This is a genomic window from Pseudomonas sp. GL_117 (assembly GCF_057835125.1).
The window spans coordinates 2696879-2723050 of sequence record NZ_CM174418.1; the positions used below are offsets into that span (position 1 = coordinate 2696879).

Annotated in this window: 20 protein-coding genes; 7 read left to right on the forward strand and 13 right to left on the reverse strand. The window is 60.5% G+C overall.

Translation table 11 applies throughout. The annotated features are described in order from the left end of the window. Window positions 1-24: 24 nt before the first annotated feature. Window positions 25-4743: a dermonecrotic toxin domain-containing protein gene (locus AC3ISR_RS12130; protein WP_463983950.1), complete on the forward strand. Its 4719-nt coding sequence runs from the start codon at window positions 25-27 to the stop codon at window positions 4741-4743. On the opposite strand, the gene AC3ISR_RS12135 is transcribed toward AC3ISR_RS12130, so the two are convergent. Then, window positions 4744-5004 carry a hypothetical protein gene (locus AC3ISR_RS12135; RefSeq protein WP_010210845.1) on the reverse strand — a complete coding sequence of 87 codons (261 nt, stop codon included), beginning with the start codon at window positions 5002-5004 and terminating at the stop codon, window positions 4744-4746. It lies immediately after the preceding gene. 347 nt (window positions 5005-5351) lie between these two features. On the opposite strand from AC3ISR_RS12135, the gene AC3ISR_RS12140 reads away from it, so the two are divergent. Next, window positions 5352-6677, forward strand: a complete 1326-nt coding sequence (locus AC3ISR_RS12140; RefSeq protein ID WP_192299662.1) for a sigma-54 dependent transcriptional regulator — start codon at window positions 5352-5354, stop codon at window positions 6675-6677. A gap of 64 nt (window positions 6678-6741) precedes the next feature. Here AC3ISR_RS12140 and fapF read toward each other — a convergent pair whose 3' ends face one another. From fapF to AC3ISR_RS12175, 7 genes are all read right to left on the reverse strand, one after another. After that, the gene (gene fapF / locus AC3ISR_RS12145; RefSeq protein WP_192299661.1) at window positions 6742-8046 is read right to left on the reverse strand and encodes a fibril amyloid transporter FapF; all 1305 of its coding nucleotides are present in this window, start codon (window positions 8044-8046) and stop codon (window positions 6742-6744) included. 49 nt (window positions 8047-8095) lie between these two features. Further along, entirely contained in the window at window positions 8096-8842 is a 747-nt protein-coding gene (gene fapE / locus AC3ISR_RS12150) for a fibril amyloid subunit FapE (RefSeq protein WP_192299660.1), read from the reverse strand. A gap of 39 nt (window positions 8843-8881) precedes the next feature. Then, window positions 8882-9562, reverse strand: a complete 681-nt coding sequence (locus AC3ISR_RS12155) for a C39 family peptidase (RefSeq protein WP_192299659.1) — start codon at window positions 9560-9562, stop codon at window positions 8882-8884. A gap of 61 nt (window positions 9563-9623) precedes the next feature. Further along, a complete protein-coding gene (fapC, locus tag AC3ISR_RS12160) occupies window positions 9624-10373 on the reverse strand; it encodes an amyloid-like fimbrin subunit FapC (RefSeq protein WP_192299658.1) in 750 nt (249 codons plus the stop codon). Window positions 10374-10440: 67 nt separating this feature from the next. Further along, entirely contained in the window at window positions 10441-10992 is a 552-nt protein-coding gene (fapB, locus tag AC3ISR_RS12165) for a fibril amyloid subunit FapB (protein WP_192299657.1), read from the reverse strand. Continuing rightward, the gene (gene fapA / locus AC3ISR_RS12170) at window positions 10989-11447 is read right to left on the reverse strand and encodes a fibril amyloid chaperone protein FapA (protein ID WP_489324765.1); all 459 of its coding nucleotides are present in this window, start codon (window positions 11445-11447) and stop codon (window positions 10989-10991) included. The genes fapB and fapA overlap by 4 nt, the downstream gene beginning before the upstream one ends. A gap of 327 nt (window positions 11448-11774) precedes the next feature. Next, window positions 11775-12770, reverse strand: coding sequence for a FecR family protein (locus AC3ISR_RS12175; RefSeq protein ID WP_192299656.1), 996 nt, complete (start codon window positions 12768-12770; stop codon window positions 11775-11777). Between the two features lie 142 nt (window positions 12771-12912). On the opposite strand from AC3ISR_RS12175, the gene AC3ISR_RS12180 reads away from it, so the two are divergent. Beyond that, window positions 12913-13182 (forward strand): PepSY domain-containing protein, encoded by a 270-nt coding sequence (locus tag AC3ISR_RS12180; protein WP_192299655.1) that lies wholly within the window; start codon window positions 12913-12915, stop codon window positions 13180-13182. A gap of 19 nt (window positions 13183-13201) precedes the next feature. Here AC3ISR_RS12180 and AC3ISR_RS12185 read toward each other — a convergent pair whose 3' ends face one another. Then, window positions 13202-18346: a dermonecrotic toxin domain-containing protein gene (locus AC3ISR_RS12185; RefSeq protein ID WP_489324766.1), complete on the reverse strand. Its 5145-nt coding sequence runs from the start codon at window positions 18344-18346 to the stop codon at window positions 13202-13204. A 194-nt stretch (window positions 18347-18540) separates the two neighbouring features. Here AC3ISR_RS12185 and AC3ISR_RS12190 point away from each other — a divergent pair, with 194 nt between their 5' ends. Next, the gene (locus tag AC3ISR_RS12190) at window positions 18541-19578 is read left to right on the forward strand and encodes an Ldh family oxidoreductase (protein WP_192299653.1); all 1038 of its coding nucleotides are present in this window, start codon (window positions 18541-18543) and stop codon (window positions 19576-19578) included. Between the two features lie 34 nt (window positions 19579-19612). Here AC3ISR_RS12190 and AC3ISR_RS12195 read toward each other — a convergent pair whose 3' ends face one another. Continuing rightward, complete coding sequence (locus AC3ISR_RS12195) at window positions 19613-19933, reverse strand: ElaB/YgaM/YqjD family protein (protein WP_095015928.1); 321 nt, start codon at window positions 19931-19933, stop codon at window positions 19613-19615. 163 nt (window positions 19934-20096) lie between these two features. Here AC3ISR_RS12195 and AC3ISR_RS12200 point away from each other — a divergent pair, with 163 nt between their 5' ends. Continuing rightward, window positions 20097-20351 carry a hypothetical protein gene (locus AC3ISR_RS12200; RefSeq protein ID WP_003190904.1) on the forward strand — a complete coding sequence of 85 codons (255 nt, stop codon included), beginning with the start codon at window positions 20097-20099 and terminating at the stop codon, window positions 20349-20351. On the opposite strand, the gene AC3ISR_RS12205 is transcribed toward AC3ISR_RS12200, so the two are convergent. Beyond that, window positions 20344-21237 (reverse strand): LysR family transcriptional regulator, encoded by an 894-nt coding sequence (locus AC3ISR_RS12205; RefSeq protein WP_192299652.1) that lies wholly within the window; start codon window positions 21235-21237, stop codon window positions 20344-20346. The two genes, AC3ISR_RS12200 and AC3ISR_RS12205, sit on opposite strands and share 8 nt — an antisense overlap. A gap of 81 nt (window positions 21238-21318) precedes the next feature. On the opposite strand from AC3ISR_RS12205, the gene AC3ISR_RS12210 reads away from it, so the two are divergent. After that, window positions 21319-22245, forward strand: a complete 927-nt coding sequence (locus AC3ISR_RS12210; protein ID WP_192299651.1) for a carbon-nitrogen hydrolase family protein — start codon at window positions 21319-21321, stop codon at window positions 22243-22245. A gap of 148 nt (window positions 22246-22393) precedes the next feature. On the opposite strand, the gene AC3ISR_RS12215 is transcribed toward AC3ISR_RS12210, so the two are convergent. Next, window positions 22394-22837: an LEA/WHy family protein gene (locus AC3ISR_RS12215; protein ID WP_192299650.1), complete on the reverse strand. Its 444-nt coding sequence runs from the start codon at window positions 22835-22837 to the stop codon at window positions 22394-22396. A 12-nt stretch (window positions 22838-22849) separates the two neighbouring features. Then, the gene (locus tag AC3ISR_RS12220; protein ID WP_192299649.1) at window positions 22850-24277 is read right to left on the reverse strand and encodes a nucleobase:cation symporter-2 family protein; all 1428 of its coding nucleotides are present in this window, start codon (window positions 24275-24277) and stop codon (window positions 22850-22852) included. 234 nt (window positions 24278-24511) lie between these two features. Between AC3ISR_RS12220 and AC3ISR_RS12225 the strand changes: the two genes are divergently transcribed. Continuing rightward, on the forward strand, window positions 24512-26137 hold the full coding sequence (locus tag AC3ISR_RS12225; protein ID WP_192299648.1) for a methyl-accepting chemotaxis protein: 1626 nt from the start codon (window positions 24512-24514) through the stop codon (window positions 26135-26137). Window positions 26138-26172 lie beyond the last annotated feature (35 nt).

Genomic DNA, 26172 nt, shown 5'->3' on the forward strand with positions numbered 1-26172 from the left:
CACGACACGACAAGGAGTCGTCCCGTGGCCACGCACGCATCCTCTGCCCTCAATGGGCTCTCGCTGTACCCGATACAACAAATCAGGCGCCATTTTCTTTCCTGCCCCACGCTGCAAGAAGTGGCAATTGCCGTTTTGCAGCAAAGCTTGGGCAATCAATATCGGTGGTTGGTTATCAACCCGTCTCACCCGGTGCTGCTGGAGCCGGTCTACGTCTTTGACGGCAAGGCCTTCAAGCTGGCCGGCCACAACAGCCTGACATTGGTCGATGCGTTGATCGAGCGATGTGCCACCGGGACATTCGTCGACTATTCCGACGGGACGTTCCTGGCACAAAGTGCGGAGCCGAATTCACCGCTTCCACTGCATGTCAAAAGCAGTGACGTGGAAGCCGTGATCAATGAGCGTGGCCCGCAGTTGCTCGAGCGCTATCAAGAGGCATTGGTCAACTATTGGATGGAATCAGGCACCCACGGCAAGGCGCGCTTTCTGTGGTTGGCGGATACGCTCAAGAATGCGCTGCTGGTTGCGTCAGGTCGCTCGAGCATCACGGGCGAGCAATTGGATATGGTGATCAGCGTGGTCAGCGATCCTGAGCTGACCAATGGCACCAAGGCCTACATTGTTGACCAGTGGGGTGAGTCTGGGGCGATCAACCTGGAAATGCTGCGCGGGCTGGTACTGGTCAAAGAGGACGAACACGCTCCCTGTGTGTTGTTGTTTACGCTGTCCAGGGGGATTCAGGTGTTCGAATCCCTGGAAAAACTGGGTGAGTGGCTGGTCAACCTGTTGACGGATATCGCCCCCGGCAAACACATGCAATGGCGGCTTAACCAGCCCAAAGGCAACATCTTCCATAGTTTCAGCCTGACCTTCCTGGCCAAGCAGTTGGCAGATGTCGGTACGGTTCTGCCCCAGGTGCGGCGCTATCCAAGTGAGCGCCGCGTGCTGGAGCGGGCCCTGCGCGTGATTACCAGTGATTTTGACAGTACGCCCATTGATTCGACGCGCTTGGCTCGGCTGCGTGCAGCGTTGCCTACATGGCTGGTGCAGGCAGATCCTCAGCGGCAAATGGAGATGGCCCAATACGCCATGGAACTGGCAAGAGCCGTCAGCCAGCCCGGTTGGAAGCCGTTTGACGAGGGCATTCCTTCCCTGAATGATTTCGCCGACCAGGCGCTGGCGGCGCAGTTGGCCAAGGACTATCCGGATAAGCCGCCGCTGCGCCCTGGGCAGATCAACGTCAGGATGAGCGTTGACGCGCCTGGGCAACCGCCGGCGCAAAAGCCGTTCTGGCATGTGCCGCCGTTGCTCAAAGATGCGGTGTGGAGTTTGCCGGGATTCGCCTTGCTGGGGCTCGTTGGCGTTGATACCAAACAGTTGGAACTGATCCTGGGTGACCATGACGCCCAGCCGGTCTGGTTGACCCCCGAGCAGGCTGTCACGCTGATCAACCGCGCGAATATCAGCGGCACCTATGGTCAATTGTTTGCGCAGACATTCAAGAACCCGGAGGAACTCGCCTGGCGCAAGGCCCGCTTCATCGAACAGCAGCGCCTGCAATTGCCGATGCTCGCGCTGGAATACCACCTCAAGTTCCCCCAGGCGTTCTCGCGTTGGGCCTATGACGCTGTTGTTGCTGTGCTGCGGCCGGCCGTGACGGCGCGGCGTGTCGACGGCCAGCCTATCGTGTTGCGGCCCCTGGCATTCAAGATCGGCGATGGCCCGGTGGACCGGGTGCGCAACCTGTTTGTCATTGGTCCGCGGGATGTTCATGCAGGGCCGCATGTCCTGTACCGACCCATGGCGCAGGTGAAACTGATCGAGTTCCCGGTTTGGGATGCCATCCTCGCCTATATTCGCCGCCCCGGCCCCGTGCAGTACCAAGTGCTGGCCTGGTTGCCGGAGGATGCGCGCGCTCGCTACCTGGTGCCGGGTGTGACGGTGCCGGGACCACAGGTCTTTCAGTCGGTGGATTTCAATGACAGCCTGTGGACCGATGCTGCGCTCACCCAGTCCCGGGAGGAGGTCGAAGGCGACTATCTGGAGCACCTGTTCAACAGTGCTGTTGCCGCCATGTCCAGCCTGCCGGGAGCGCAGTCGGTGGATGCAATGGCTGGATTCTGGGATTGGGTGCGGCGCTTCTTCGGGCTGGGCCTGATGTTGCTGCTGTCAGCATATGGCGGGCCTCTGGGCGGGGCGGCAGGTTGGCTGTTGGTGGCATGGTCGGCCACCCAGGATATCTACCGGCTCGCCACCGATACCGCCCATAGTTCCACGTCGAGCGTGATCAACTTGCTACTCGACATTGGCTTGGTCTTGCTGAGTCGGGGGCGCGTTTCCCGACCCGCATCGGCACTGGGCGCTGCCGACACATTGATCGAAATGGCCGACGGTGCTGATGTGGAAGCGTCCATCGAGATGAACTGGTACGAACCGCCGCAAGTTCTGCTTGAGGGAGGGGCTTCCACCAAGGCGTCCCAGGTGCAATTGCCCGCCGAACAAGGCTCCTCGTTGCTGGCGCGCGGCGACTGGGCGCTGGAGCAGACTTGGAGCGGTCTGTACAACCGGCTTTCGGTCATTCGCCAGGCTGAACTGGCGTTGTACAAGGTCCGTATGCTGCCCTACGCACAGCGTATTCACACCGGCTCTCATCGTGGTTTGTACAGCGCCAATGGCAACCTTTACGTCGACATGGAGGGTGATTGGTTCAAAGTTGAAGACCATGCCGGGGTTTTCCGGATTGTGAACGACGACATGGCCGGGCGTCAGGGGCCGCAAATCCAGTCTTCCGGCGCCGGGCTATGGAGCTTCGTTGCTGAGCCGAGCCAGCCTGAGGATCTTCAGCTGGCGTTGAAACAGGAGCAGTGGCGTCTGTTTCAACTCAAGGACGACGAACGGCAGCGGCTGGATCTGGATGCGGAATACAGCCGATTGTCGATGATGTTTGATGCTCAAGTCCTTACAGATCCTGAAACCCTGCAAGGCATCACGCATCGGTATCTCGAGCCGGGTAGTCGAGAGTTGCTCGATGAAGAGTTGTTCAAGGCCGATGTGACTCACTGGTGTGCAATCACCTTGATGGACGCGTTGACCCGCCGCCGACAACGGGTGCTGGTGCGGGATTTCAACGCATTGTCCAACAAGTTTTCCGCCGGCGCGGTGAGGGCGCGACGAAACCAGGCAATGCTTTACAGTGGCAAGCGAAGCTTGATGTTGATGGACCACCAACTCCAGAGCGCCTCATTCGATGCACCCAACCTGACTGCCGTGGTTTTGACGCCTGCGACCTTGCGTAGCGTTGCGGCGAAGTTGCCGGACTACGCGGCAATGCAACAGAAGGCCATCGACGCAGCGCTCGATGCCGAGCAACGATTCGAAGAGATGAAACGCCATGGACGCATCGCCGATACCTCGGTAGCGGCGTTGCAGTCCGGTGCCTGGGTCGGGCGTAGAAACTCGCTAAAGTGGCAGGAACTGCAACTTCGGACGTTGGCGCTACTGTGCTTCGATGCCAGCGCGGCGTGTTTTAGTGACGCCACATTGGACCTGATCCAGGACGTCACATCGTTATGCAGTCTGAAGCTGATGACTTGGCGCGAGCTGCTCACTCCCGGTCATTTCAACCTGAGCCAGCAGGTGCAGGTGTTGAACGATGTGCTGGACGCGCTGGCCCTGGCCTCCGGCCGGTTGTCCTATCAACTGGATCGGCCTCCCCGCTACATCAAGAGCTGGGCGTTGGGCAACTACCGCAGTTTTGTGCGCGATTTGCTGCAGGTCGCCGAGCAGGATCTGATTGATGTTTATCATCGGTACGAGGCCGCCAGGATCCAGGATGTTAACGCGGTGCTCGCGAGCGGCTCAAAGCGCATCATTGACGATGTTCTTGTCGGTCGGGTGATAGGCAACCGTCGCAGTGTCGTGGAGGAGGGTGAAGTGCAAGCCTATGTCGACGTGTTTGAACCCTTTGACCACCGCAGTATCTGGACTTTCAAGCAGCAAGGTACGCAGGAGGAACCGATGTGGCGGGAAGTGCCTGCGCCGCTTGTGAAGGCTGCGGATGAGCTTGCTGCCCATGAGCAACTGGCGAATATCGGCGGTGAAGCCAATCGCTTGTGGCGCGGCGCGGGAAACCAGTTTACCCAGCTCCTCCAGATGGAGGCATTCGCTCGGTTCTCACCACGACTGGTGCGCAGAGAGTGGTTGAACTATGCGAACAAGATGGTCCGGCAACGAGATTTGCTGATCGATGCACTGAAAGTACCTGCTGCCTCGCCGAAGCATCAGGAACTACTGGAGTTTTTCAAAAATACACCCAGTGCCCTGTATGACGAAGTCATACGCTTTCAGGAGCAGGCGTCGCTGGCCCGTAATCGCATGATCCTTCACGGGGCCCCCACCTCGGAGGGCCTTTTGACGTTGTACAAGGCGTGGTTGATCGACGTGGTGGAAATGGACAGCCATGACCCGTTGATTCGCCCATTTGTGGTGCGGGAGCGTTCCTCAGGGCGCGAACTCTGGTTTGCACGTTTTTTCTATGAAGATCAGAGTGCGCGCAACATTGGTTACCACTTTTCCCGAGGACTGCTACTTCGATATGCTGATCGAAATGCCAGCTACCACAAGTTGAAACAACGCACCTCGAACAACCAGCTTCTGATCAATGTTTTACGTTCCAACATTGATCGAGAAGTTGCCGAAACGGTGTTCTTTGGCGAGGACGTCAACCCCGCCGATCAGTAATTACTTCGGCATGGCCCAGGACTGAAGCTGATAGCCACTTTTGTCGAGTTCGGCGCGGGCTTGCAACAGCAGGTCTTCCAGTTGCGCCGGGTCGGTATAGGCGCTGGACGACAGCTGCTTGCTGCCGATACGCGTGTTGGTGCGGTCGATGACGCTCAGGCTGAGGGCGCCATTGCCGTCATGCCAGGCCACGCATTGAAAGGGTTGGAAGGCACGGTCTGCGATCAAAAGAGCTTCGTTGATGCGGAGCGGGGCGTTCATGTGGGTCGTCTCTCTAAATGCCCAATCAAGTGGAGTGCCGTCGGTTGGGCGGGCCGTACGGCGAGTTACTTGTACTGATGCACGATGGCGGGGTACGGGTCACATGTTAGTGTAAGAAAAATCCAACTTTCGTGATGAGTGTCATGTAAGCGGCTGTTTTGAAAGCCCAATGAAAGTTTTCCGGGGTGGTAACTTTTTAGCCGTTGGCGTTGGGGGGGCTGGCTTTTTGCCAACACTTATAGCGAAACGGTACAAGGCGTGCGTCAATATCTTGCTACTGTTGCTACCGGAAGCCACAAACCATTGTTTCTAAATAACTTTAACAATTTTGGCGTCAAGGAATAGTCATGGTTGTTACACCTGTGCAACGTCGCTTGCTGGTGGTTGACCCTTGTGAGGATTGTCATGGGTTGTTGCCCGGTTTACGAACGGCCGGGTGGGAGGTCGACAGCTGTGCCTTGGAAGCCGTCGGAGACCGCTCGTGTGATGTCGGCTTGCTGCGTTTGCAGCCTTATCACCTGGAGCGGCCCGAGGCAGTCAAGGAGCTGATCAGTCGCAGCGGCACTGAATGGATCGCCGTGCTCAGCCAGGACGTGCTGCGCCTGCAAAACGTCGGTGATTTTGTCTGCGAATGGTTTTTCGACTTCCATACCTTGCCTTTCGACGTGGCCAGGGTGCAGGTCACGCTGGGGCGCGCGTTTGGCATGGCGCGGTTGCGTGGTCAGGCCACCACCCCGGTGGACGGGCCTGAACATGAGCTGCTGGGTGACAGCCGTCCCATACGCGAGTTGCGCAAATTGCTCGCCAAGCTGGCGCCCACGGAGTCTCCGGTGCTGATCCGCGGCGACAGCGGCACAGGCAAGGAACTCGCGGCCAAGACCCTGCACCGTCAATCCCAACGCCACGCCAAACCGTTTGTCGCGATAAATTGCGGGGCGATCCCGGAGCACCTGATCCAGTCCGAGTTATTCGGGCACGAGAAAGGTGCGTTCACCGGCGCCCATCAACGCAAGGTCGGGCGCATCGAAGCGGCGAATGGCGGCACGCTGTTTCTCGATGAGATCGGTGATTTGCCGATGGAACTGCAAGCCAACCTGCTGCGTTTTCTCCAGGAAAAACAGATCGAACGTGTCGGCGGCAGCCAGCCCATCCCCGTGGATGTGCGGGTCTTGGCCGCGACCCACGTCGACCTGGAGGCGGCGGTGGAGAAGGGCACTTTCCGCGAAGACTTGTATTACCGGCTCAACGTTCTGCAAGTGGTGACCGCGCCATTGCGCGAGCGCCACGGTGATGTGCCGATGCTGGCCAACCATTTTTCCCGGTTCTACAGCCAGGAAACCGGACGCCGCCCGCGCAGCTTCAGCGAAAACGCGTTGGTCGCACTGGGCCAGCACCCATGGCCGGGCAATGTGCGCGAGTTGGCCAACCGCGTGCGACGCGGCCTGGTACTGGCCGAAGGGCGCCAGATCGAAGCCGCTGATCTGGGATTGCAAAGCGAGCAGGCAATTGTTTCACCGATGGCTACACTGGAGGACTACAAGCACCGCGCCGAACATCAGGCGCTGTGCGATGTGCTCAACCGGCACAGCGACAACCTGAGTGTCGCCGCCCGTGTGCTGGGGGTTTCCCGGCCGACGTTCTACCGGTTGCTGCACAAACACCAGATCCGCTAGGGCGGGTAAACGAAAAGCCCCGCAACGACCCTTATCGTTGCGGGGCTTTTTTTGTCGTGAGCGGTCAGAAGTAGTACGGGAATTTCAGGCTGAACGTAAAGTCCGGTGCATCATCCGTCATGCCGATTGCCAGGTTCGGCACGATCGTCAGGTTATCCGACGCGGCAATCGTCATCCCCACGTTGAAGTAGCCGGCGTTGGCATCGCTGGACACCACCGACTGCCAGTCTCCACCGTTGGGCTTGAGCCTGCTCTTGCGCTGGATCAGGTCGGAGACCGAGAACGACATACTCATCTTCTCGTTCAACGCAAACGCTACGCCAACCCCGAGTTGGAAGCTGTCGCCAAGGCTGACCTTGCCGCCGACTTTCTGATTGACGTCACTGCTGATGTCGTCAAACGAGCCCTGGAAGTTGTGGGTGTAGGACAACGAGCCAAACAACACGGCTGGGTCGAAGGTCTTGACCAGGGAAATGCCCGGCGTAACCGACCAGACACCGTTACCCGTCGGCAGGTTCTCCGGCACATACAGGTTGTCGTTGTTGGCCGACTTGACCAGCTTGATCCCGAACGGCTCTTTGCCCGTAGGCGCCTTGACCCGCAACGACACCACCGCATCCGGCAGGCTGGGCGTTTCGTCGAGGAATTTGTAGGCCACGCCGAAGTTGACGTCACCGATGGTTGGGTCGCGGGTCACCGACTCTTCCGACGTGGCGGTGGCATTGTTGCCGGCGCCGGCCGACTGATAAGTCGACTCGCGGTACACCACAGGTACGTTTATGTCGAACTGCCAACGGTTGTCGACGTTGTAGCGCCCGGTCAGGTCCAGCGTCCAGTTGTCGGCCTTGATCCGGTCCAGGTTGATATTGCCGAGGAAGATCGAGTCCAGCGCCAGGAAACCGTTGAGGGTCAACTGGCGCGCATCGTAACGCGCATAGGTGACACCGGTTTCAAAGCTGAACTTGCCATTGCCAAAGAAGCCACTGGCTTCGTTGTAGAGGTTGCTCACACTTTGTGCGGGCGCCGAATCGTCCTTGAGCGACTGGCCATAGGAACTGCCACCGCCGCCCGCGCCACCGGATGCGGCTGCCGCGCCCGTGCCTGCCACGGTAGCGCCGCTGGCTTTCTGGAAGTCCGCAGGGGACTTGGCCAGGCGCCTCGGTGCCGGTGTGGCCGGCTGATCCTCCACTTGGCGTACGCGCTGTTCGAGCACGGCCAGGGCTTTTTGTTGCACTTCGTACCGCTGTTTAAGTTGCAGAAGCTCCTGTTTGAGGGTCTCGATATCGGCATCTGGCGCCGCATACAAAACGGATGCGGGCAAGAGCGTACTTAAGCAGACCACCGCACGTAGCGATAACGATCGATGCATGAAAAAGCCGTCCTTTTCTGAATGCTAAAGTGTCGAGGGTCAGCGTAGTTCAATAACCGAGCGTGCGTAGGCCTTTGAGTTGTTCAAGATTGCAGTTCAAGGCTGGGTTGTTCAGGCTGTTATTGTTCATCACGACGTTAAGTTGGGTCATGTTGTTGACGAAGTTGGTATTGCCGGTCAGTACCGTGCCTTGCAGCACAGTGCCGCCACCAATGCTCTGGAGGCTGTTGCCCTGGTTGTGATTGGCCTGGATCGCCATCTGCAAGCCGCCATTGTTGGCCGAGACGCTCACCTGACCGGCTGCACTGGCCCCTGTCACCGTGCCGCCCGCCGCCAGTACTTGCCCGGATTGCGCCATGTTGGCGGGGGCGAAGCCGTTGTCGCTGATGGTGATGCCGACGTTGTTGTAGGCGGTGTTGCCATCACCTGCCGAGCGTACGCTCTGCGTCACGCCTTGGCCGCTGCCCAGGCCAGCGCCGCCGGTGACCGTGCCGGTGCCGGTGTTCTGGTTGGTACCCGTGCCCGACGAGCCAGTGGTTTGCACATAAAATTGCGGGGTAATGGTGGTTTTGTCGATCTGCATGCTGGCCTTGCCGGTGATGGTGTCACCGATGGCGTTGGTCCAGGTGCTGCTCATGACAATGCCAAAGCTGATGATTCGCCCTGGCATCACATAACGGCCGCGAAGTTCGGACATCTCCGAATCCTTCAGTTCAATAGGCTTGAACCCCGATGAAGCATAAGCGGGCATTGAGGCTGCCAGGCACATGACCGTCAGCCAACGGTAAGTGTTCATCTTTTGCTCCTGGAGCGTCCTGCTCCTTATTGCGCTTCGTTAAAAGAAGTCGCTTTGGATGAAACCGAAGTCCATCAGCTCGGCGTCGCCGACAGGCCTGAACTCATTCAACTGGTTCTTGGCGGTCAGCGGCAGGGGCGGGTCGAGCAAGACGTTGGCCTTGTCGTAACCTTCGCCCAGTACGGCGAAGACGATGCCGTTCCAGCCTTTGACGAAGTCGTCGTGTGAGTAGCGTTTGTGGCCCAGTACCGGGTCGCCGATGTAGACCCAGTCCTTGTCGGCCCGCTGCATCACCACAAAGTGCTTGTAGCCACGAATTTCCAGCAGGACCACCACGGGGATCTTCACGGTCACCAGGGTCTCTGGTGCAATTTTGTAGCCCCGCGCACGCATGCCGATGCTTTCGAGGTAGCGCTTCATGTCCAGCATCGAAAAGCCCTGGGTGCGGACCAGATCCTGGTCGGCGTTGACCAGCATGCCTTTGATGACGTGATCTTCGTCTACGTCGAGCCAATAGCCCTGGCGCAGGATGGTGGCGAGTGCCGCGGCACCGCAGCTGAAATCGGTTTTCTGTTCCACCAGGTTGGCGAACCGGCGCTCACGGATGCTCTCGACCTTCTTGAAGATGACTGCACCGCCAGGCATGGCGGAAATCGCCATGTTGCCTGCCCAGGCTGGGCCGGTGAGCAACATCAGGAGGGTGAGGGTCGCGAGGCGCATGATCGTATGACCTGTTGGACACTGGAATAAAAAAGGGCCTTGTTTCCAAGGCCCCGTTGCATCAGAAGCGCACGCCGCTTTGGCAGACGCTGCAACCTTGGCCAACAGACAGGCTGTTGCTGCCTTGGTTACCCGCACCCGATTGCAGGTTCACACCCACGTTGCCGGAGTTGCGGTTGATCGAGTTGTCGGCACTGGAGTTGTTAGATACGTATTGAGCCTTGTTGCCCCAACCGTACCCGTGGCTGGTAGCGGCAGCATTGAGGTAGTTGTTGCCGAGCGAGTTTTGCTCGGTGTTGGCAGCCGCAGCGATGTTTTTGCCATCAGCTGTGGTGATTGCCAGGTTGTTTTTGCCTTGGTTGCCTTGGCCGGACTGACCGTTGTAGCCCACGTTGCCGGAGTTATGGTTAACGGCGTTGTCCAGCGAGGTGTTGTTTTGCGTGCCTTTGTTGACGAAGTTGTTCAACCCGCTGTTTTGGTTCACATCGACTACAGCGAACACGGTGGCAAAGTCACCTTTGGCACTGGAGATCGCGCCAGAGTTGTCTGCTTGGTTGCCGCTGCCAGCCTGGACGTTAACCCCGACGTTACCGCTGTTGTCGTTTACCGAGTTATCGGCAGAGGCGTTGTTTTCGGTCTTGGTGTCGTCAAACTTGTTACCGATGCTGTTTTGCACATCGGTCACCACGGAGGCAACCACGCCAGTGGGTTGCGGAGCTGGGTGCCAGCCACCACCACCTGCTTGAGCAGCTGCTGCCATCAGTGCGGCGAGAGCGAAAACCATTGGTTTCAGAGCCATTTGAGGTTTCATGGTGTTTCTCCTTGCTTCTAATTAGTTGGTTAAGTGTTGGTACGGTCTAACTAGTGCTATCAAGCAGTTACTTGATAGTGATGCCCAGGGTGTTAGCCACTCGGTTCCCCACCCCGGCACTCTGGTTCACCTGTATCACTCCTCGGCTGCCGGTGAAGGCCTGGTCGCTTGTCACGACCTGGCGGCTGCCAGTGGTGGGGGTGAGCCCTGAGTCGGTCGCCAGCGTCGTGGTGTTCTGTTGCACCAGGACGCTGTCGTCGATGCTTTGCGGGGCAGGGTTTACGCTGATCCGCACGGCATTGACTTGTTGGTTATTGGCCCCGGCCGACTGGTTGACGCCCAGTACACCGTTGCCGTTGGTAAAAGAGTTGCCCTGAATCGCCGCCTTGGCGTTCGTGGACGGGTCGACGCTGCCATCCGTTCTCTGGATATTGAGCGTGCTGGCCTGGCCACCGAGCGTGATCGCCCGGTTGTTGGCCTGTTGCTGCTGATTACCGGCCGCTTGGTTGACCGATAAGTTGCCGGTGTAGTCGGTGCCGCTGTTGTTGATCACGGCGCTGTTGTCGGCCATGGCGCAGGCGCTGCCCAGCAGCGCGAGAAGGAGCAGGGAACGGTTCATTGTTTGCCCCCCAGCATGTTGCCGAGATTGTTCAAGGGCGCCATGCCGCGCTGGATCGAATCGCTGATCTGCCCGCCCATGCTGCTACCCGAGCCGTGGCCGGAGGAGGCGCCGGCGCCGAGGGTGGACATGCTGTTCTGCGTCGCACTGACACCGGAGAAATTGCCGGTTGGCTGCAGTGCCGTGCGAGTGATGCCCAAGCCGCTGTTGACGCCGCCAAAGTCACGGTCAGTCAATTCGCCGGACATGGCGTTCAGGATGTCTTTACTGGGATTGGCATTCGCCGTGTTGGGATACGGATCGGGCCCGAAGGACGCGCGGCCATACATGTGCGCCTGGACGTCGCGGCCGGTCACGATCACACCGTCACCCGCATAGCTCGGAACACTGATACCAACGCTGAGTACACAGCTGATCAGCAGAACGTTCATCGAACCTTGAGTGAATGTGATCACGGCGATATTCCTTGTTCTTCGCGCTGACCCTAAACAGCGCTGTAAGGGATAGAGCAGAAGCCGTGCCGCTTTTTAATTGTTGTTGTTATTCAATGGCTTGCGTTTTTTACGCAGCAGAGTGCTATCGGCGCTGTTTCACGGATGAGACACCTGCCCGCCAGGTGCCCACCGCCGGCCACACCGTAAACGTTTCACCCAGCTGTATCAGCGCTGTAACAGCACACATGACAAAACCGTGAATCCGCGCTGCATGGGCGGTTCAGGGCAGGGAGGTGTTTCAAAAATGGACACGGCAGACGCAAGGGCGCCCGGTCCTGCAGGCAGGGCTCAGCCTTTCGGCGCTTTACGCGGGATGGAATTGAGTACGGGATTGCCGTCCTGGTTCTGGGTCAGGTAGACCGGCAGGACCTTGGGCAGCGAGGGGATGAGATTGTTGACTTCATTGATGTTGTAGATACCGCCGATGCGGATCGCGCCAGTGTTGGCATCGGCCAGCATCACCGCCTTGTTGAGGTAGCGGTTGATCAGCGGCAACGCGTCGGCCAACGCCAGGTTGTCGAGCACCAGCTTGCCCTGGCGCCAGGCCAGGGCCGTGTCATTGGCGTTGAACGCCTGGACCTGCGGTGTCGCGTCGCCCAGGCGATAACTGGCCTGCATGCCCGGCGTCAGCGGTACGCTGCCGTGCACCTGATCGCTGGCGATCTGTACCGAGCCTTCGAGTAGCATCACCCGCACCTGATCTTCGTACTTCCAGACGTTGAACTGTGTGCCGGTTACGCGTACCTGACCTTCGCCAGCGCGTACGATGAATGGATGGGTGCTGTCATGGCTGACCTTGAAAAACGCCTCGCCTTTTTTCAGGATGACCCGGCGCTGATCCTTGTAATTGCTGAAGACCAGCTCGGTGCCCAGGTTCAATTCCACCTGACTGCCGTCACCCAAGGTCACTTGGCGCAAGCCGGTGGACGCCTCGAAGCGTTCGTAGGAACTCGGCAGCCAGCCGGCTTCCCAGCCGGTGAACGCCGCCACGGGCAGCGCCGCCAGGCAGATTGCCGCGGCTATCGCGTACTGGCGCAGGCGCCTGCGGGGCTTGAACGGCACTACCGCTGCCAAGGCTTCGTGGCGCGGCAGGTGGTCGGCAACGTCCCAGATCTCCAGCATGGCCGCGTATTCAAAGGCGTGCAGCGGATCAGCATCGTGCCACTGTTCAAAAGCCTGACGCTCGGCGGGCGTGCAATCGTGCGCGTGCAAACGCATGCACCAATGCGCGGCGGCGTCGGTGATCGCGTCATATTCGGCTTCTGAAAGAGACTTTTCTGTCATTTAAACGTCCTGATTTCCCACATTCTAACCTCCCAGGCATGGGCCGAGAACTGCCATCATAGTGATTGCACGCCAATTGGAACTTATTCTCGTTTGGGGGTGCCTAAAAAATCTCAGGACATTCTTACAATGGAGAACGAATATGCTGAAGAAAACCTTAGTCGCCCTATGTGCAACCTCCGCGCTGCTCAGCGCTGGCGCCGCCCTGGCGGACAAGCCGGGGGCGGGCTGGATCCCGATTGAAAAGGCGATCGAAGTCGCCAAGACAAAGGCCGGTTATATCGAGGTCTATGCGGCCGAAGCCGATGACAATGGCTACTGGGAAGTCAAAGGCCGCAAATCCGATGGCACCGTCTATGAGGCGCGCATCGATGGCGCCTCCGGCAATATCCTGCGCGACCAGAAAGACTGACTCCCTCCAGGGGGCCGTTTCAGGCCCCCTGATCCAACTCGCGCCCCAAGTGACTGATCAGGTACGTCAGCGAATCGGCATTGGCCAGGATCGTATCGATACGCTTGTCCGCGTCACTCATGAAGATTTGCCGCGCATCATCCAGTGTCTTCGCGCCGGTCAGTTTGAACACCCGGTCGCGCCCGTGCACCCCGCCAAATCGACCCAGGTCTTCCCAGCGTTGCGACAGACTGTCCCAGGTCTTGAATAACAGGCTCGCCGGCGTCAGCGTCGACAAGGCGGTGGTGCGCAAGTCCGACAGGTCGGTGTACAGCAACTGGCCGCGCAGGGTGCCGACGTTGATCAGGTCGTGGAACGGACGCATGCTGTCCAGGTAGGCCAGGTCTTCGGTGTTGCATTTGAAGTGCGAGATCTCATGCGTGATGATCGCCGCGCGGGCGTGGGCAGAGACGTTGAATGGTGTTTTCAGGAGGTTCTCATACACGTCCATGTGCGGGTCGAAAAAGCGATCCAGCAGGTAGATTTTTTTCTGCACATCATCTGGCAGGGTGAATGCGTAGGTGTCCTGTGGGCTCCAGCGTGCGGTGCCGGTGACAAATCGACCTGAGTCGAGGTTGGTCAGGGTCGGGTCTACCAGCGCATCGAGTATCTCGTCCACGCGCTGCTCGATTTTTTGCAGTTGCGAGGGGCTGAAGCTCAGCACCCCGAACATCTCGGTCAGGAACAAGCCGACGCGCGAGCCCGGTTTACGGTCCGTGGCGAACTGCACGATATTGCGCTTGCAGGTCACCGCGTAGTACGTCGCGACGTTGAGGCCTTCGTTGATGCACTGGGCCTTCCACGGCGAGAGCGCGGTGATGGCCGGTAGCCCGACGGCCTCGATATTGATTGCATCGCGCTCAGCCGAACGGGTTTGCCTGCGGCCGATGTAACGCGACAACGTCGGGCCGAGGCGTGGATGGTGTTGGGATAGGTCGAATACCCATTCACCTCGTGCGTTGCGTTCGACATACGGGCCTATTTCTTCGCCGAGGACAATCCGCCAACGCGCGCCGGCTTTCGTCACCGGGTACACCTTGCCCGCCACTGGCACGTAGGTCCGCTTGCTCACAGGGTGCGAGTACGGTTGCTGCGGGGCGCGACGTTGCAGGTCTATCAGTGAAATATCGACATTTTCAAAGTGCCGCAATCGGGTGCGCAAAGGGTCGGTGATGTCCAGGGTCGCCAGGGTGGTTGCTGCGCCAGGGCCGGCTTCATCCGGCATCTCGGGCGTGGGGCTGGCGGGAGGATGGCGTGGCTTGAACGGCTGGTCGAGGCGACTGCGCAGTGAGGCCAGGGTCGCCACGCCCTGGATGAAGGGTCTCATGGCTTCGGCCCAGCGTTGGTTTTGCAAGCTTTCCGCTGACGCCTTGAACAGCTTGTAGCTGCGCCACACCGCAAGCGGGTACTGAAGCTTGCCGCTGATAAATTGCAGGGCCATGGGTATACCCTTGCCGAACAGGCTGGTGACAGCGTCCCAGGCACTCTTGCCGTTGGGGTCAAATTGGCTGCCAAGCATTCTTGCCAGCTGTTGCGTGTTGTCATCGAACAGCAGCGGCAGCAGGTTGCCGCGCACTGGCGAAGAGGCCAGGCCCAGATCGCTGGAAGGGCTGCGCGGGTGCGCCTGCATCAAATGCCGATAGGTGGCGCGCTGGGGATCGTCCAGTTGGCGAATCACCCAGTCCTGCAAAGGTCCCGGACGGTTGAGTTGCTCAAGCAGGTCCTCCTCGCGGGGGAACTCTGTCAACGTCTGCGTCGGGCAGTAGGGGGCGTACAGCACCTGGGGCCCGGAGGCCCCGGTGTGTGGGCCGATCAAGTAGATGCCCCGGGCCCTGGCCGGCGTCGCGCCAGGCGTGGCCACCAGTTCCAGTGGCCGAATCATCGCGGTTACCCCGCTGACACTCGCCCGTGCTATGGCATCCGGCATATCAAAGACCTGTTGCACAAAGCTCCAGGCCGTCGCACTCAAGCGTTCTTCGAGTTTTTCTTCGTGGGCATGGCTCAACAGCTGCCACGGTAGCTGCTGGCAGAACAACGCTTTGCGCTTACGGGCATCTTCGGTGTCTGCGCTCAGGTGGGTATCGAGCAAGGCGCGGTAAGTCTTGGCGATGTCCAACTGGCGAATCAACTGCACCAGCGCCGCACCGTCCAGGGTCGGGGGCAGGGGTGTGCGGGTGCGCGAAAACGGTTTGAGCGTGTCGGCCAGCAGGTTTGGCAGGTGGCGTTGGGCAAAATCGGTGAGGCTCTGGCTATGGCCGTTGAGCATGACCCGCGTGGGGATCAGGATGTCATCCGGGTCCAGCTCGAAGCCGTAAAACCGAGCGTTGAGCAGGGCGCGCAAGGCGCTGGCCACGTGGTCGCGCAAGGGCGGCAGGGCGTGCAGGTAATCCCGGTCATCGGCGGCACTGAGGCGGTATTGCTCAAGCAGCTCGGCATGCCGCAGTTGCTCCTGGGCTGACGCCATGCCCAGCCAGACGGGCAACCCTTGTTGCAGAACCATCGCACGGGCGATGTCGGTGGCGCGACCCAGGTTGGAAGGCGCTGCACGCAGCATTTGGTTGTCCAGGCAGTCCTGTAACTGTCGGGGCCCCAGCGGCGCGGCGAGCCAGTAGTCGATGGCGTTGAGGCTGTAATCGAGGTAGCTCTGCTGGCGATTGTCCAGCAAGTGTTCGTCGATACGTTGCAGCGGGCCGAGCTGGAAGGTTTGATGAGGCCAGCGCAGGCCGATCGGCAGGTTATCCAGCAGCATCAAACGGTCATCGGCGGTTGACAGGCGCACCGCGAGACTGTCGCGCAGGGCCTGCACCGATACGAACGTTTCATGCCCCAGTTGCGGGGTCCAGAGCACGGCTTGCCCCGAATGGTCCGGGTCCAGGCCACCGCGTTCAGTGAGTACAAAGCAGTTGGCCAGAGCGTGCGCACGCTCGTCGGTGCCGACCTTGAGGGTCAAGCCAAACGCATCCGGGAGAAAGCCCTTGAGGCCGTGCCGTTTGACTCGGGTCATGCTGTCCGGGCGCAACACCGTGTCGACAATCGCCTGGCTCGCCGGGCTCAGGGTTTTGTTCAGCAGCCGCAGCTCGGCTTCACTGCGCAAGCCCAGCATCAGCGCGTCGTTCAAGGCATCCCGATGGCTTCGCAGGAACAGGCGCGGCAGCATGCGGATGTCGTGATTGCTGAACGGCGCCAGGGTGTGTTCGATCACCGCATTGAAGGTTTTACCGTTCAAGCTGTTCCAGCGGCTGGAGAAGCCGGCGCGGTGTTTGCCATAGAACCCCAACTGCGGCGTCTCTTCCACAGGTGGGGCTGCATGACTCAAGCGCTGGATAAAGTGATCGACCATGCTCACAGAGGTCAGGGGCTTGCGGTCTTCCTCTTGCCGGGCTTCGGTGGCGTAGGTGTTCACGTAGACGTCATCGGCGTGCAAGGCCAGCGAGCGCTCGTTCAACTCTTTGTCCAACGCCTGTGCCGCCAGTGTGCGTAACGTGGGGTGCTCGCGCCGGCGCATCGCCAGTGCCGCGTCGGCGGCGCGCAAAGTGAGCAACTGTTGTTTGGCACGTTCGGCTTGCACCGTGGAAGGGCGGCCGTTGTCGCTGGAGACAGGGTGTGTGCTCCAGCGTCCCTGCGTGTCCAGCGCCAGCAAGCGACTGTCGAGCATGTGGCGCAGGTCCAGCGCACAGTCGAGCAACGCCGCCAGGTCCACCGCCCCTTCACTGCGTCGATATACCGCGAGGGCGTGCTCCAGGTTGCTCAATTGCTTGGCGGCGATGTCCTGAACCATTTCGCCGAACACGTCTGCGAGTACCGGCACGCCGCTGATCTGCACTTGATCCATGCCGATGTACACGCTGCGTTCGTCCAGCGACAGAAAGTTGAGCAGTTCATCCTGATGCCCGGCGGCCTTGAGCATCTCGAGCAGCGTATCGTTGAGGTCGGCGAGGTCCTTGAGCACCTGCAACCCGCGCGACTGGGTGTACAGGTAGGCGTGGGTGTCATTGATCAACAACGTGGCAGCCAGTTCCACGTAATGTTGATAAGGCGCGTGGATCTTCACCTTGTCGATGTTCAGGTGTGCGTGCCAGGCGCTGCGTGCAGCCTGGTCGGGAAGAAAGATGGCGAGCAGTTGGTGGCTTTCCTCGGCCGACAGGATGCCGTTCTGGCGCTTGAGCAACAGGTCGACGCGGAACTTGTCACTCATCACCTGGGCAAACAGCCCCAGCCGTGAGCGGCCGCCGCCGATGTCTTCATGCCACCACGTCAGCAACAGGCTGCTCAGCAGTTTGGACAGAATCCCCGCGGTTTGTTCGATCAGGCTTTCCCACTGCCGCTGATCGGCTGCCAACTGCGCGGCGGTGAAGGCGCGAGTGTCATGCCGTGGGTTGGTGAATGTGCGCGTCTGGCTGCCGGGCCACGCCTGCTTGAGGTAGAACTGCAACAGCACCTCACTCAAAGGGACAGAACTGGCCCACTGCGAAGCGTCTTGGTGGCGTGTGTTGACGCGTGTATCGCGCTGATCCAGGCCGGAGAAGTACGAGCGCGCCATGATGCCGAGCAGCGTGTCGAGCATCCATGACAGGGTTGGCGTGGTGCGCAATTGCGCCAGCATGTCCTGCGCATTCTGATGCTGGCAGGCCTGCAGGGTCTGCTCCTGATCCTGCATGACGGCGCCGTCAATGATCGAAGATGTCAGGGTGCAGGGCTGGTCTGGGGTGAATTTTGCACGCTGATATATTGATAAAAATATAATCAAATCAGTACGTTGACTTGGTGTGTTGATGCGATTGTTTAACTCTGAAAGTAGCTCGTCGCGGCTGTCGAACACCTCAATCCCGCCATAGGGCGTGTACAGCAATGCCTTCTGGCCATCGGGGCTGGGACTCATGATGAATGCCCCGGCCAGTGGGAGCGCGGGCTGGTCCTTCATGCTGACCTGCAATTTCTCCACTTGCATGGGGTACTTGCGCAGTTCGGTGTTCTGGCGGGCGTGATCGGTGGCGTAGTACAGCGTGTGCAGCCAGTCGAGGTCGTTGAGTGTCAAACCCAGGGCTTGTTCGCGCTCGGTCGGCTGTTTCCTCCTGACTGGTTGCAGGAACTCGTTGAAAAAATAGGGTGGGGTTACGCGCGCCATCGTTTGCTCCGTCTCGGTCTGCGTCTGGAGCGGCAGGGTAGGAGCCTCGGCTTGGCATACGGCGGTAGATAACTGCTGCAAATCCCGATGGGTTATCAAACGGCGATTGACAGCCTGTGCTGTCGGCGTTGTTTAATCCCAGGCCTGGGTTTCCAGTCTTGTCGCCCCTTCCAATCATAAAATCGGAGCTACAGATGTCTGCGCAGTCCTCGCAACTTGGCAGTTCCCATGCTCGTATCCGCTTCACCGACCTGGTGGCACTGCTGCAACGCATTTTCGAACGCCATGGCACCTCGCCCCACGTGGCGGCCGTGCTGGCGCACAACTGCGCGATGGCCGAGCGCGACGGCGCGCACAGCCACGGCATTTTCCGTATCCCCGGCTACCTCAGTACCCTGGCCAGCGGCTGGGTGAACGGCAAGGCCGAGCCCGTCGTTACCGATGTGGCCTCGGGGTTTGTCAGGGTCGACGCCGGCAACGGGTTTGCGCAGCCGGCGCTGGAAGCGGCGAGGGCACTGCTGGTGGCGAAGGCCCGCAGTGCCGGGATCGCGTTGCTGGCGATTCATAACTCCCATCACTTTGCGGCCTTGTGGCCGGACGTCGAACCGTTCGCCGAAGAAGGCCTGGTGGCATTGAGCGTGGTCAACAGCATGACCTGCGTGGTGCCCCACGGCGCCGACCGTCCGCTGTTCGGCACCAACCCCATCGCCTTTGCCGCGCCGCGTGCCGACGGTCTGCCGATTGTGTTCGACCTGGCCACCAGTGCGATCGCCCATGGCGACGTGCAGATCGCCGCACGCAAGGGCGAACGCCTGCCGCCGGGCATGGGCGTGGATGGCCTTGGCCAGCCGACCCAGGACCCCAGAGCCATTCTTGAAGGCGGCGCCTTGCTGCCGTTCGGTGGCCACAAGGGCTCGGCGTTGTCGATGATGGTGGAGTTGCTCGCGGCAGCGTTGACCGGCGGCAATTTTTCCTTCGAGTTCGATTGGTCCGATCACCCCGGCGCACGTACGCCCTGGACCGGCCAACTGTTGATCGTGATCGACCCGAGCAAAACCAGCGGCCAGGCGTTCGCCGAGCGCAGCCAGGAACTCGTGCGGCAGATGCATGCGGCGGGGTTGCGGCGGTTGCCGGGGGATCGGCGCCATCGCACGCGGGCGAAGTCGCTGGAGCAGGGGATCGAGATCGAGGCGCAGCAATTGCACGAGTTGCAGGCGCTGGCCGAAGCGTGAAAGCGGGCTGCGCCAGTGGCGCAGCCCGGCGTACTCAGTTGCGGCGACCGAGCAACAGGCCGACCACCAGGCCAAAGCCTGCGGAGATGGCCACGGTCTGCCAAGGGTGGCCACCGATGTAGGTTTCGGTAGCATCGACCACCGGCTTGCTGCGTTCACGCACGCTGGACACCGAGTCCAGCGCCTGCTTGAGCTTGATGGCAACCTGCTCGCGCAGGGTTTCGCCTTCTTCGCCCACCAGGGATGCGCTGCTTTTGAGCAGTTTGTCCGATTCTTCGATCAGCGCGGTCAGTTCGCTGAAGGCTTGGTCCTTGATTTGGTCTTCGACGGCTTGGGCAGCGGTTTTGCGGGCCATTGTGTGACTCCTTGCGAGTGAATGTGACAGTGAACAATGGAGTATCGGGCGGCGGCAAAAGTTGCGTTTTTTTTGCCGCCGCCGGGTCTTGGGCAAAATCCGAATCAGGAAATTTGGACCTACAGTGTAAGATGTCGCCTATTTGTGCAGCAGGTATTTCAACATGAGCTTCAATCTGGCCAACAAGACCCTCGCCGAACGCGCCGAGCTGGAAGATGAAAAGTCGCGCCTCTACGACCTGTGGCAAACCAACCTGGGCAAGGCCAAGGGCGAAGCGGCGCGCTTGTTCGGCGAGCGTGCCAAGCGCAAGGGTAAATGGGCCGAGTGGGTCCGCGCCGAACTCGACGGCATGTCGCCGCCGGAGTTTTCCAACATGGTGCGCAGTGAAGTCAACAAGCTGATGGCAGCGGCTAAATAAAGCTCGCCACGATGGCTTCACGCACTTTCAGTAACATCGGATCCAGCTGTGCCTGGGTGCGCCAGCCCAGTTCCACCGGGTAGCGCGGCAACGCCAGCGGGCACGGCAGCATACGCAGGCCGCTCATCTGCGCGATGGCCTGCGCCGCATGCCCCGGAATGGTCGCTACCGCCTGGCTGCCCTTGAGCAGAAACGGCAGCGCGGCAAAGTGGCTGGTGGACGCACACACCTGGCGGCTCAAACCCTGGGCCGCCAAGCCCTCGTCGGTAATCCCGATAAACCCGCCGGATGACACCAGCACATGTTCGCGGCTGACGAACTCGTCCAGGCTGATGCCCGCCTGGTCCGAGTCCAGCAGGCAGCGGTAATCACCTTCTCCCAACACCTGGCGGCTCAGCCTGCCCTGGGCAAAGCCGCCCGCCGTGATCGCCAGGTCCAGGCTGCGGTCGAGCAGGGCGCCGGCGACGATCTGGCTGTGGGTCTGACGGAAAATCACCCGCAGTTTCGGCGCCCGTTGTGCGATGGCTTGTATCAGCCGGCGGCCGTAAGCGATTTCGAAGTCATCGGACAAACCCAGCACCACCGAGCGCCCCTGATATTGCTGGTTATCCGGGTTGACCATGGCCAGGCTTTGCCGGCAGCGTTCCAGGGCCTCGCTGATCAGCGGTTTCAGTTGATTGGCGCGCAAGGTCGGCGCCAACCCGCGGCCGGTGCGCACGAATAACTGATCCTCATACACCTCACGCAAGCGTCGCAGCCCGGCGCTGACGGCCGATTGCGTGACGCCCAGGCGCAATGCCGCACGGCTGGCGCTGGATTCGTCGTACAGGGCTTCGAAGGTTTTCAGTAGGTTCAGATCGACCTTGGCGATATTCATTTGGCTCATATCATTCAGCAGTGAACTGGGCTTTATTCATGATCGAGGCTGGCGGGAGAATGGGCAACCCCATTTTCCGGAGTGATCGTGATGCCTGTTTCGACTGTAGCTGCTTTGCAAATCGGTTCTTTGCCCGGCGGCAAGGCTGACACCCTTGCGCAAATCCTCGGTTACGAAGACGAGATCCAGCGCAGTGGCGCGCAACTGGTGGTGATGCCCGAGGCGTTGCTCGGTGGCTATCCCAAGGGCGAAAGCTTCGGCACGCAACTGGGCTACCGCCTGCCGGAGGGGCGCGAGGCCTTTGCGCGCTATTTTGCCAATGCCATCGACGTGCCCGGCGCCGAGACTGACGCGCTGGCGGGCTTGTCGGCGCGTACCGGCGCCAGCCTGGTCCTCGGTGTGATCGAGCGCAGTGGCAACACCCTGTATTGCACCGTGCTGTACTTCGAACCGGCAGGCGGCCTGGTGGCCAAGCACCGCAAGCTGATGCCCACCGGCACCGAGCGGCTGATCTGGGGCAAGGGCGATGGCTCGACGTTACCCGTGATCGACACGGCCGTCGGGCGTGTTGGCGGTGCGGTGTGCTGGGAAAACATGATGCCGCTGCTGCGCACGGCGATGTACGCCAAGGGCGTGGAGGTGTGGTGCGCACCGACGGTGGACGAGCGTGAGATGTGGCAGGTCAGCATGCGTCATGTCGCCCATGAGGGCCGCTGCTTTGTGGTCAGTGCGTGTCAGGTGCAGGCATCGCCCGAGGCGTTAGGTGTGCAGATCGCCAACTGGCCGGCGCAGCGGCCGTTGATTGCCGGTGGCAGCGTGATTGTCGGGCCGATGGGGGATGTGCTGGCAGGGCCATTGCTGGGCGAGGCGGGGTTGCTCACGGCGCAGATCGATACCGATGAGCTGGTGCGTGCGCGGTATGACTACGACGTGGTGGGGCACTATGCCCGCCCGGACGTGTTCGAGTTGGTCGTGGATGAACGGGCCAGGCCGGGGGTGCGCTTTATCACTGACTGACATGCACCCGCTGATAACCTGTAGTGAGCGGGCTTGCACCCGCGCTGGGGGGCGAAGCCGCCCCAAACGGTCCGCCGCGGTGTGTCAGGAAGACCCAGGTGCCTGGATTTGGGGCGGCTTCGCCGCCCAGCGCGGGCAAGCCCGCTCACTACAAGTCCAGGGTGCCACGGTCCACGAAGCGCATGGTGCCAAACAGCCCGCCCGCCAGTTTGCCCCGCAGCACGTAGGGCAGGTTGTTCAAACTCTGGGTCTGGCTCAGGCCCAGGGTCTGGCGCAACACCGAGAACGCCGAAACACTCACCGGCACCTTCAGCACCGTCTCGGAAAAGCGTGGGATGCTTCCGGCCTGATCGCTCACTCCCGATGCCAACGGGTGGCCATTGACCTCCAGGTCCAGGGCCACGCCGTTGTAGTCGATCGCCGTTTCATTGGGGTTCTGCACCCGCAGCTTCACCAAGAACCGCACTTCCAGCTCCTGGCTTTGCAGCGGTTCGATGCCCACCACATTGATGGTCACCGGGTCACGGTGCGGGAACAGCGCGCACGCGCTCAAGGTCAGCAGCATTAGCGTTACAACCATGAGCTTGCGCATACAAAGGTGCTCCTATTTCGTGACGTCCGGGTCTTGCATCACCTTGAGGGTAGAGGACTCCGGATCAAATTCATCTTCTTCCAGCTCTATGAACTCTTCCGGCAGGAAAATGTTCAGCACGATTGCACAGAACGCACCCACGGTAATCGGCGATTCGAAGATGTTGTGCAGCGCCTTGGGCAGGTCGCGCAGTACTTCCGGTACGGCAGCGACGCCCAGGCCCATGCCGAGGGAGATCGCCACGATCAGCACATTGCGGCGGTGCAGCCCGGCTTCGGCGAGGATCTTGATGCCGGCCACGGCCACAGTGCCAAACATGATCAGGGTGGCGCCGCCCAGAACCGGCTTGGGCATCAGTTGCAGCACCGCGCCGATCATCGGGAACAGCCCCAACAGCACCAGCAGGCCGGCGATAAAGTACGCCACGTAGCGGCTGGCCACGCCGGTCAACTGGATCACGCCGTTGTTCTGGGCAAAGGTCACCATTGGCAGGCTGTTGAAGGTCGCGGCCATCGCCGAGTTGAGACCGTCGGCCAGCAGGCCCGATTTGATGCGCTTGATGTACAGCGGACCCTTGACCGGCTGTTGGGAAATCATCGAGTTGGCCGTCAGGTCGCCGGCCGCCTCCAACGGCGAAATCAGGAAGATCACCGCCACCGGGATAAACGCCACCCAGTCGAACGAGAAGCCGTATTTGAACGGCACCGGCACGCTGATCAACGGCACCAGGGGCAGCGCCGCCAGGTCCACGCGGCCCATCATCCAGGCCACCACGAAGCCCAGGGTCAGGCCGATGACGATGGAACCCAGGCGCAGGAACGGATTGCTGAAGCGGTTGAGGACCACGATGGTCAGCAGCACCAGCGCCGCCAGGCCCATGTTGCCGGCGGCGCCCAGGTCCTGTGCGCCAAAACCGCCGGCCATGTCGGTGACCGCTACCTTGATCAGCGACAACCCCATCAAGGTAATGATGGTGCCGGTGACCACCGGGGTGATCAATTTGCGCAGTTTGCCGATGAACTGGCTGAGCACCACTTCGATAAACGCCGCAAAAAAGCAGATGCCGAAGATTGTCGACAGAATCTCATCGGTGCCGCCGCCCCGGGCCTTGACCATGAACCCCGCACTGAGGATCACGCTGATAAACGAGAAACTGGTGCCTTGCAGGCACAGTAAGCCGGAGCCGATGGGGCCGAACTTGCGCGCCTGCACAAAGGTGCCGAGGCCCGACACGAACAACGCCATGCTCACGAGATAGGGCACTTCGCTTTCCAGGCCCAGTACGCCGCCGACAATCAGGGTGGGCGTGATGATCCCGACAAAACTCGCCAACACGTGCTGCAATGCGGCAAAAATCGCGGCTGTGAAGTGCGGACGGTCTTCGAGGCCGTAGATCAGGTCGGATTTATAGCGGGGGCGCGGGGCTTGAGCGTCAGACAAAATGATGGCTCGGGTCAGAAAATGGAGGCGCAGGATGCCAGAAACTGCCCAACGCCAGAAGTGTAAAAAAATATTTATAAAGACCCTGCATAAAACGCGGTTGCTTGCCGATAACGTGGATAGGCCCACCTATCAATTACAACAGTGGTGACCAAGGTCTGAGCAGCGCGTTGTCGCTGACGGATCGTTTCGCGGCAGGGACGCGCGCAAACATTCCATCTGAGAGCATCCTCTATGTCACTTCGCCAACTGAACATTGCCCCTCGCGCGTTTCTCGGTTTCGCCTTTATTGCGTTGTTAGTGATCCTATTGGGGGTGTTCGCGGTCAACCGCATGACGCAGATCCGCCAGTCCTCGGTGGACATGAGCGCCAACCAACTGCCTAGCGTGACGTACCTGGGCAACATCACCGAAAACGTGTTGCGTTTGCGCATTCTGTCATTTCGCGTATTGGTCAACCGCGAGCCGGCCAGCCTGCAGGAAGCGGAAACCCGCATGGCGGTACTGGCCGACAAGGTAAAAACCGCCCAGGCGGGTTATGCGGCGCTGCCTGCCAGCCCAGATGAGGCCGCGCTGTACAAGACCTTTGTGACCACCCTGGACAACTACAGCAAGGCCCAGGCCGACATGCTGGCCTTGTCGCGACAGGGCCAGGTCGAGGAAATGCGCGCCCTGATCAACACGCGGATCAAGGACGGCACCGACCAGATGGGCGAGCAGTTGAACAAGCTCATCGCGATGAACGCGGCGAATGCCAAGCAAGCCGACGCGGATGCCGGGCAGAGTTACCAAGGCGCAATCATGGGGGTGATTGTGGTCGCGGTCGTCGCCGCGCTGCTCACCGTACTGCTGGCCTGGCTGTTGACCCGTAGCATCGTCACGCCGCTGCGCAAGGCTGTGGAAGTGGCCGAGACCATCGCCGCCGGCAATCTCAGCAAAACCATCGAGGACGACGGCAAGGACGAACCGGCCCGGCTGCTCAGCGCCCTGGCGACGATGCAGGCCAACCTGCGCCAGACCATCCAGCACATCGCCGGTTCGGCCACGCAGTTGGCGTCTGCCGCTGAAGAGCTGAGCGCGGTCACCGAAGAAGCCTCCAAAGGCCTGCAACAACAAAACAACGAAATCGATCAGGCTGCCACGGCGGTCAACGAGATGACGGCGGCCGTGGAAGAGGTGGCGCGTAATGCGGTGTCCACGTCCGAGGCATCCGGCCAGTCCAACCAGGCGGCGCGGGAAGGCCGCGACCGCGTGGTGGAAACCGTCGAGGCGATCCAGACCATGACCCACGATGTGCAAAACACGGCCGTATTGATCGAAGGCCTGGCGACCCAGGGCCGGGACATCGGCAAAGTGCTCGACGTGATCCGCGCCATTGCCGAGCAGACCAACCTGCTGGCGCTCAACGCCGCCATCGAGGCCGCCCGTGCCGGTGAGGCCGGACGCGGTTTTGCCGTAGTGGCGGACGAAGTGCGCGCCCTGGCCCATCGCACTGCGCAGTCGACCCAGGAAATCGAAAAGATGGTCGCCGGCATCCAGAACGGCACAGGTGAAGCGGTGCAATCGATGCAGCAAAGTAACCAGCGCACGCAAAACACCCTGGAAATGGCCCGCGCCGCCGGTGTGGCGCTGGAGCAGATTACCCAGTCCATCAGCCTGATCAACGAACGCAACCTGGTGATCGCCAGCGCTTCGGAAGAACAGGCGCAGGTGTCCCGTGAAGTGGACCGCAACCTGGTGAACATCCGCGACCTGGCAACTCAGTCGGCAGCGGGCGCCAACCAGACCAGCGCGGCCAGCCATGAGCTGTCGCGCCTGGCGGTGGATTTGAATGGGATGGTGGCGCGCTTCGTGATCTAACAGTCACCGCAAACCCTTGTGGGAGCTGGCTTGCC

What these genes read in the sequence shown, in the direction of transcription:
- AC3ISR_RS12135 (WP_010210845.1), bottom strand. Translation starts at nt 5,004, where the DNA reads ATGAACGCCCCGCTCCGCATCAACGAAGCTCTTTTGATCGCAGACCGT.
- AC3ISR_RS12140 (WP_192299662.1), top strand. Translation starts at nt 5,352, where the DNA reads ATGGTTGTTACACCTGTGCAACGTCGCTTGCTGGTGGTTGACCCTTGT.
- fapF (WP_192299661.1), bottom strand. Translation starts at nt 8,046, where the DNA reads ATGCATCGATCGTTATCGCTACGTGCGGTGGTCTGCTTAAGTACGCTC.
- fapE (WP_192299660.1), bottom strand. Translation starts at nt 8,842, where the DNA reads ATGAACACTTACCGTTGGCTGACGGTCATGTGCCTGGCAGCCTCAATG.
- AC3ISR_RS12155 (WP_192299659.1), bottom strand. Translation starts at nt 9,562, where the DNA reads ATGCGCCTCGCGACCCTCACCCTCCTGATGTTGCTCACCGGCCCAGCC.
- fapC (WP_192299658.1), bottom strand. Translation starts at nt 10,373, where the DNA reads ATGAAACCTCAAATGGCTCTGAAACCAATGGTTTTCGCTCTCGCCGCA.
- fapB (WP_192299657.1), bottom strand. Translation starts at nt 10,992, where the DNA reads ATGAACCGTTCCCTGCTCCTTCTCGCGCTGCTGGGCAGCGCCTGCGCC.
- AC3ISR_RS12175 (WP_192299656.1), bottom strand. Translation starts at nt 12,770, where the DNA reads ATGACAGAAAAGTCTCTTTCAGAAGCCGAATATGACGCGATCACCGAC.
- AC3ISR_RS12180 (WP_192299655.1), top strand. Translation starts at nt 12,913, where the DNA reads ATGCTGAAGAAAACCTTAGTCGCCCTATGTGCAACCTCCGCGCTGCTC.
- AC3ISR_RS12185 (WP_489324766.1), bottom strand. Translation starts at nt 18,346, where the DNA reads ATGGCGCGCGTAACCCCACCCTATTTTTTCAACGAGTTCCTGCAACCA.
- AC3ISR_RS12190 (WP_192299653.1), top strand. Translation starts at nt 18,541, where the DNA reads ATGTCTGCGCAGTCCTCGCAACTTGGCAGTTCCCATGCTCGTATCCGC.
- AC3ISR_RS12195 (WP_095015928.1), bottom strand. Translation starts at nt 19,933, where the DNA reads ATGGCCCGCAAAACCGCTGCCCAAGCCGTCGAAGACCAAATCAAGGAC.
- AC3ISR_RS12200 (WP_003190904.1), top strand. Translation starts at nt 20,097, where the DNA reads ATGAGCTTCAATCTGGCCAACAAGACCCTCGCCGAACGCGCCGAGCTG.
- AC3ISR_RS12205 (WP_192299652.1), bottom strand. Translation starts at nt 21,237, where the DNA reads ATGAGCCAAATGAATATCGCCAAGGTCGATCTGAACCTACTGAAAACC.
- AC3ISR_RS12210 (WP_192299651.1), top strand. Translation starts at nt 21,319, where the DNA reads ATGCCTGTTTCGACTGTAGCTGCTTTGCAAATCGGTTCTTTGCCCGGC.
- AC3ISR_RS12215 (WP_192299650.1), bottom strand. Translation starts at nt 22,837, where the DNA reads ATGCGCAAGCTCATGGTTGTAACGCTAATGCTGCTGACCTTGAGCGCG.
- AC3ISR_RS12225 (WP_192299648.1), top strand. Translation starts at nt 24,512, where the DNA reads ATGTCACTTCGCCAACTGAACATTGCCCCTCGCGCGTTTCTCGGTTTC.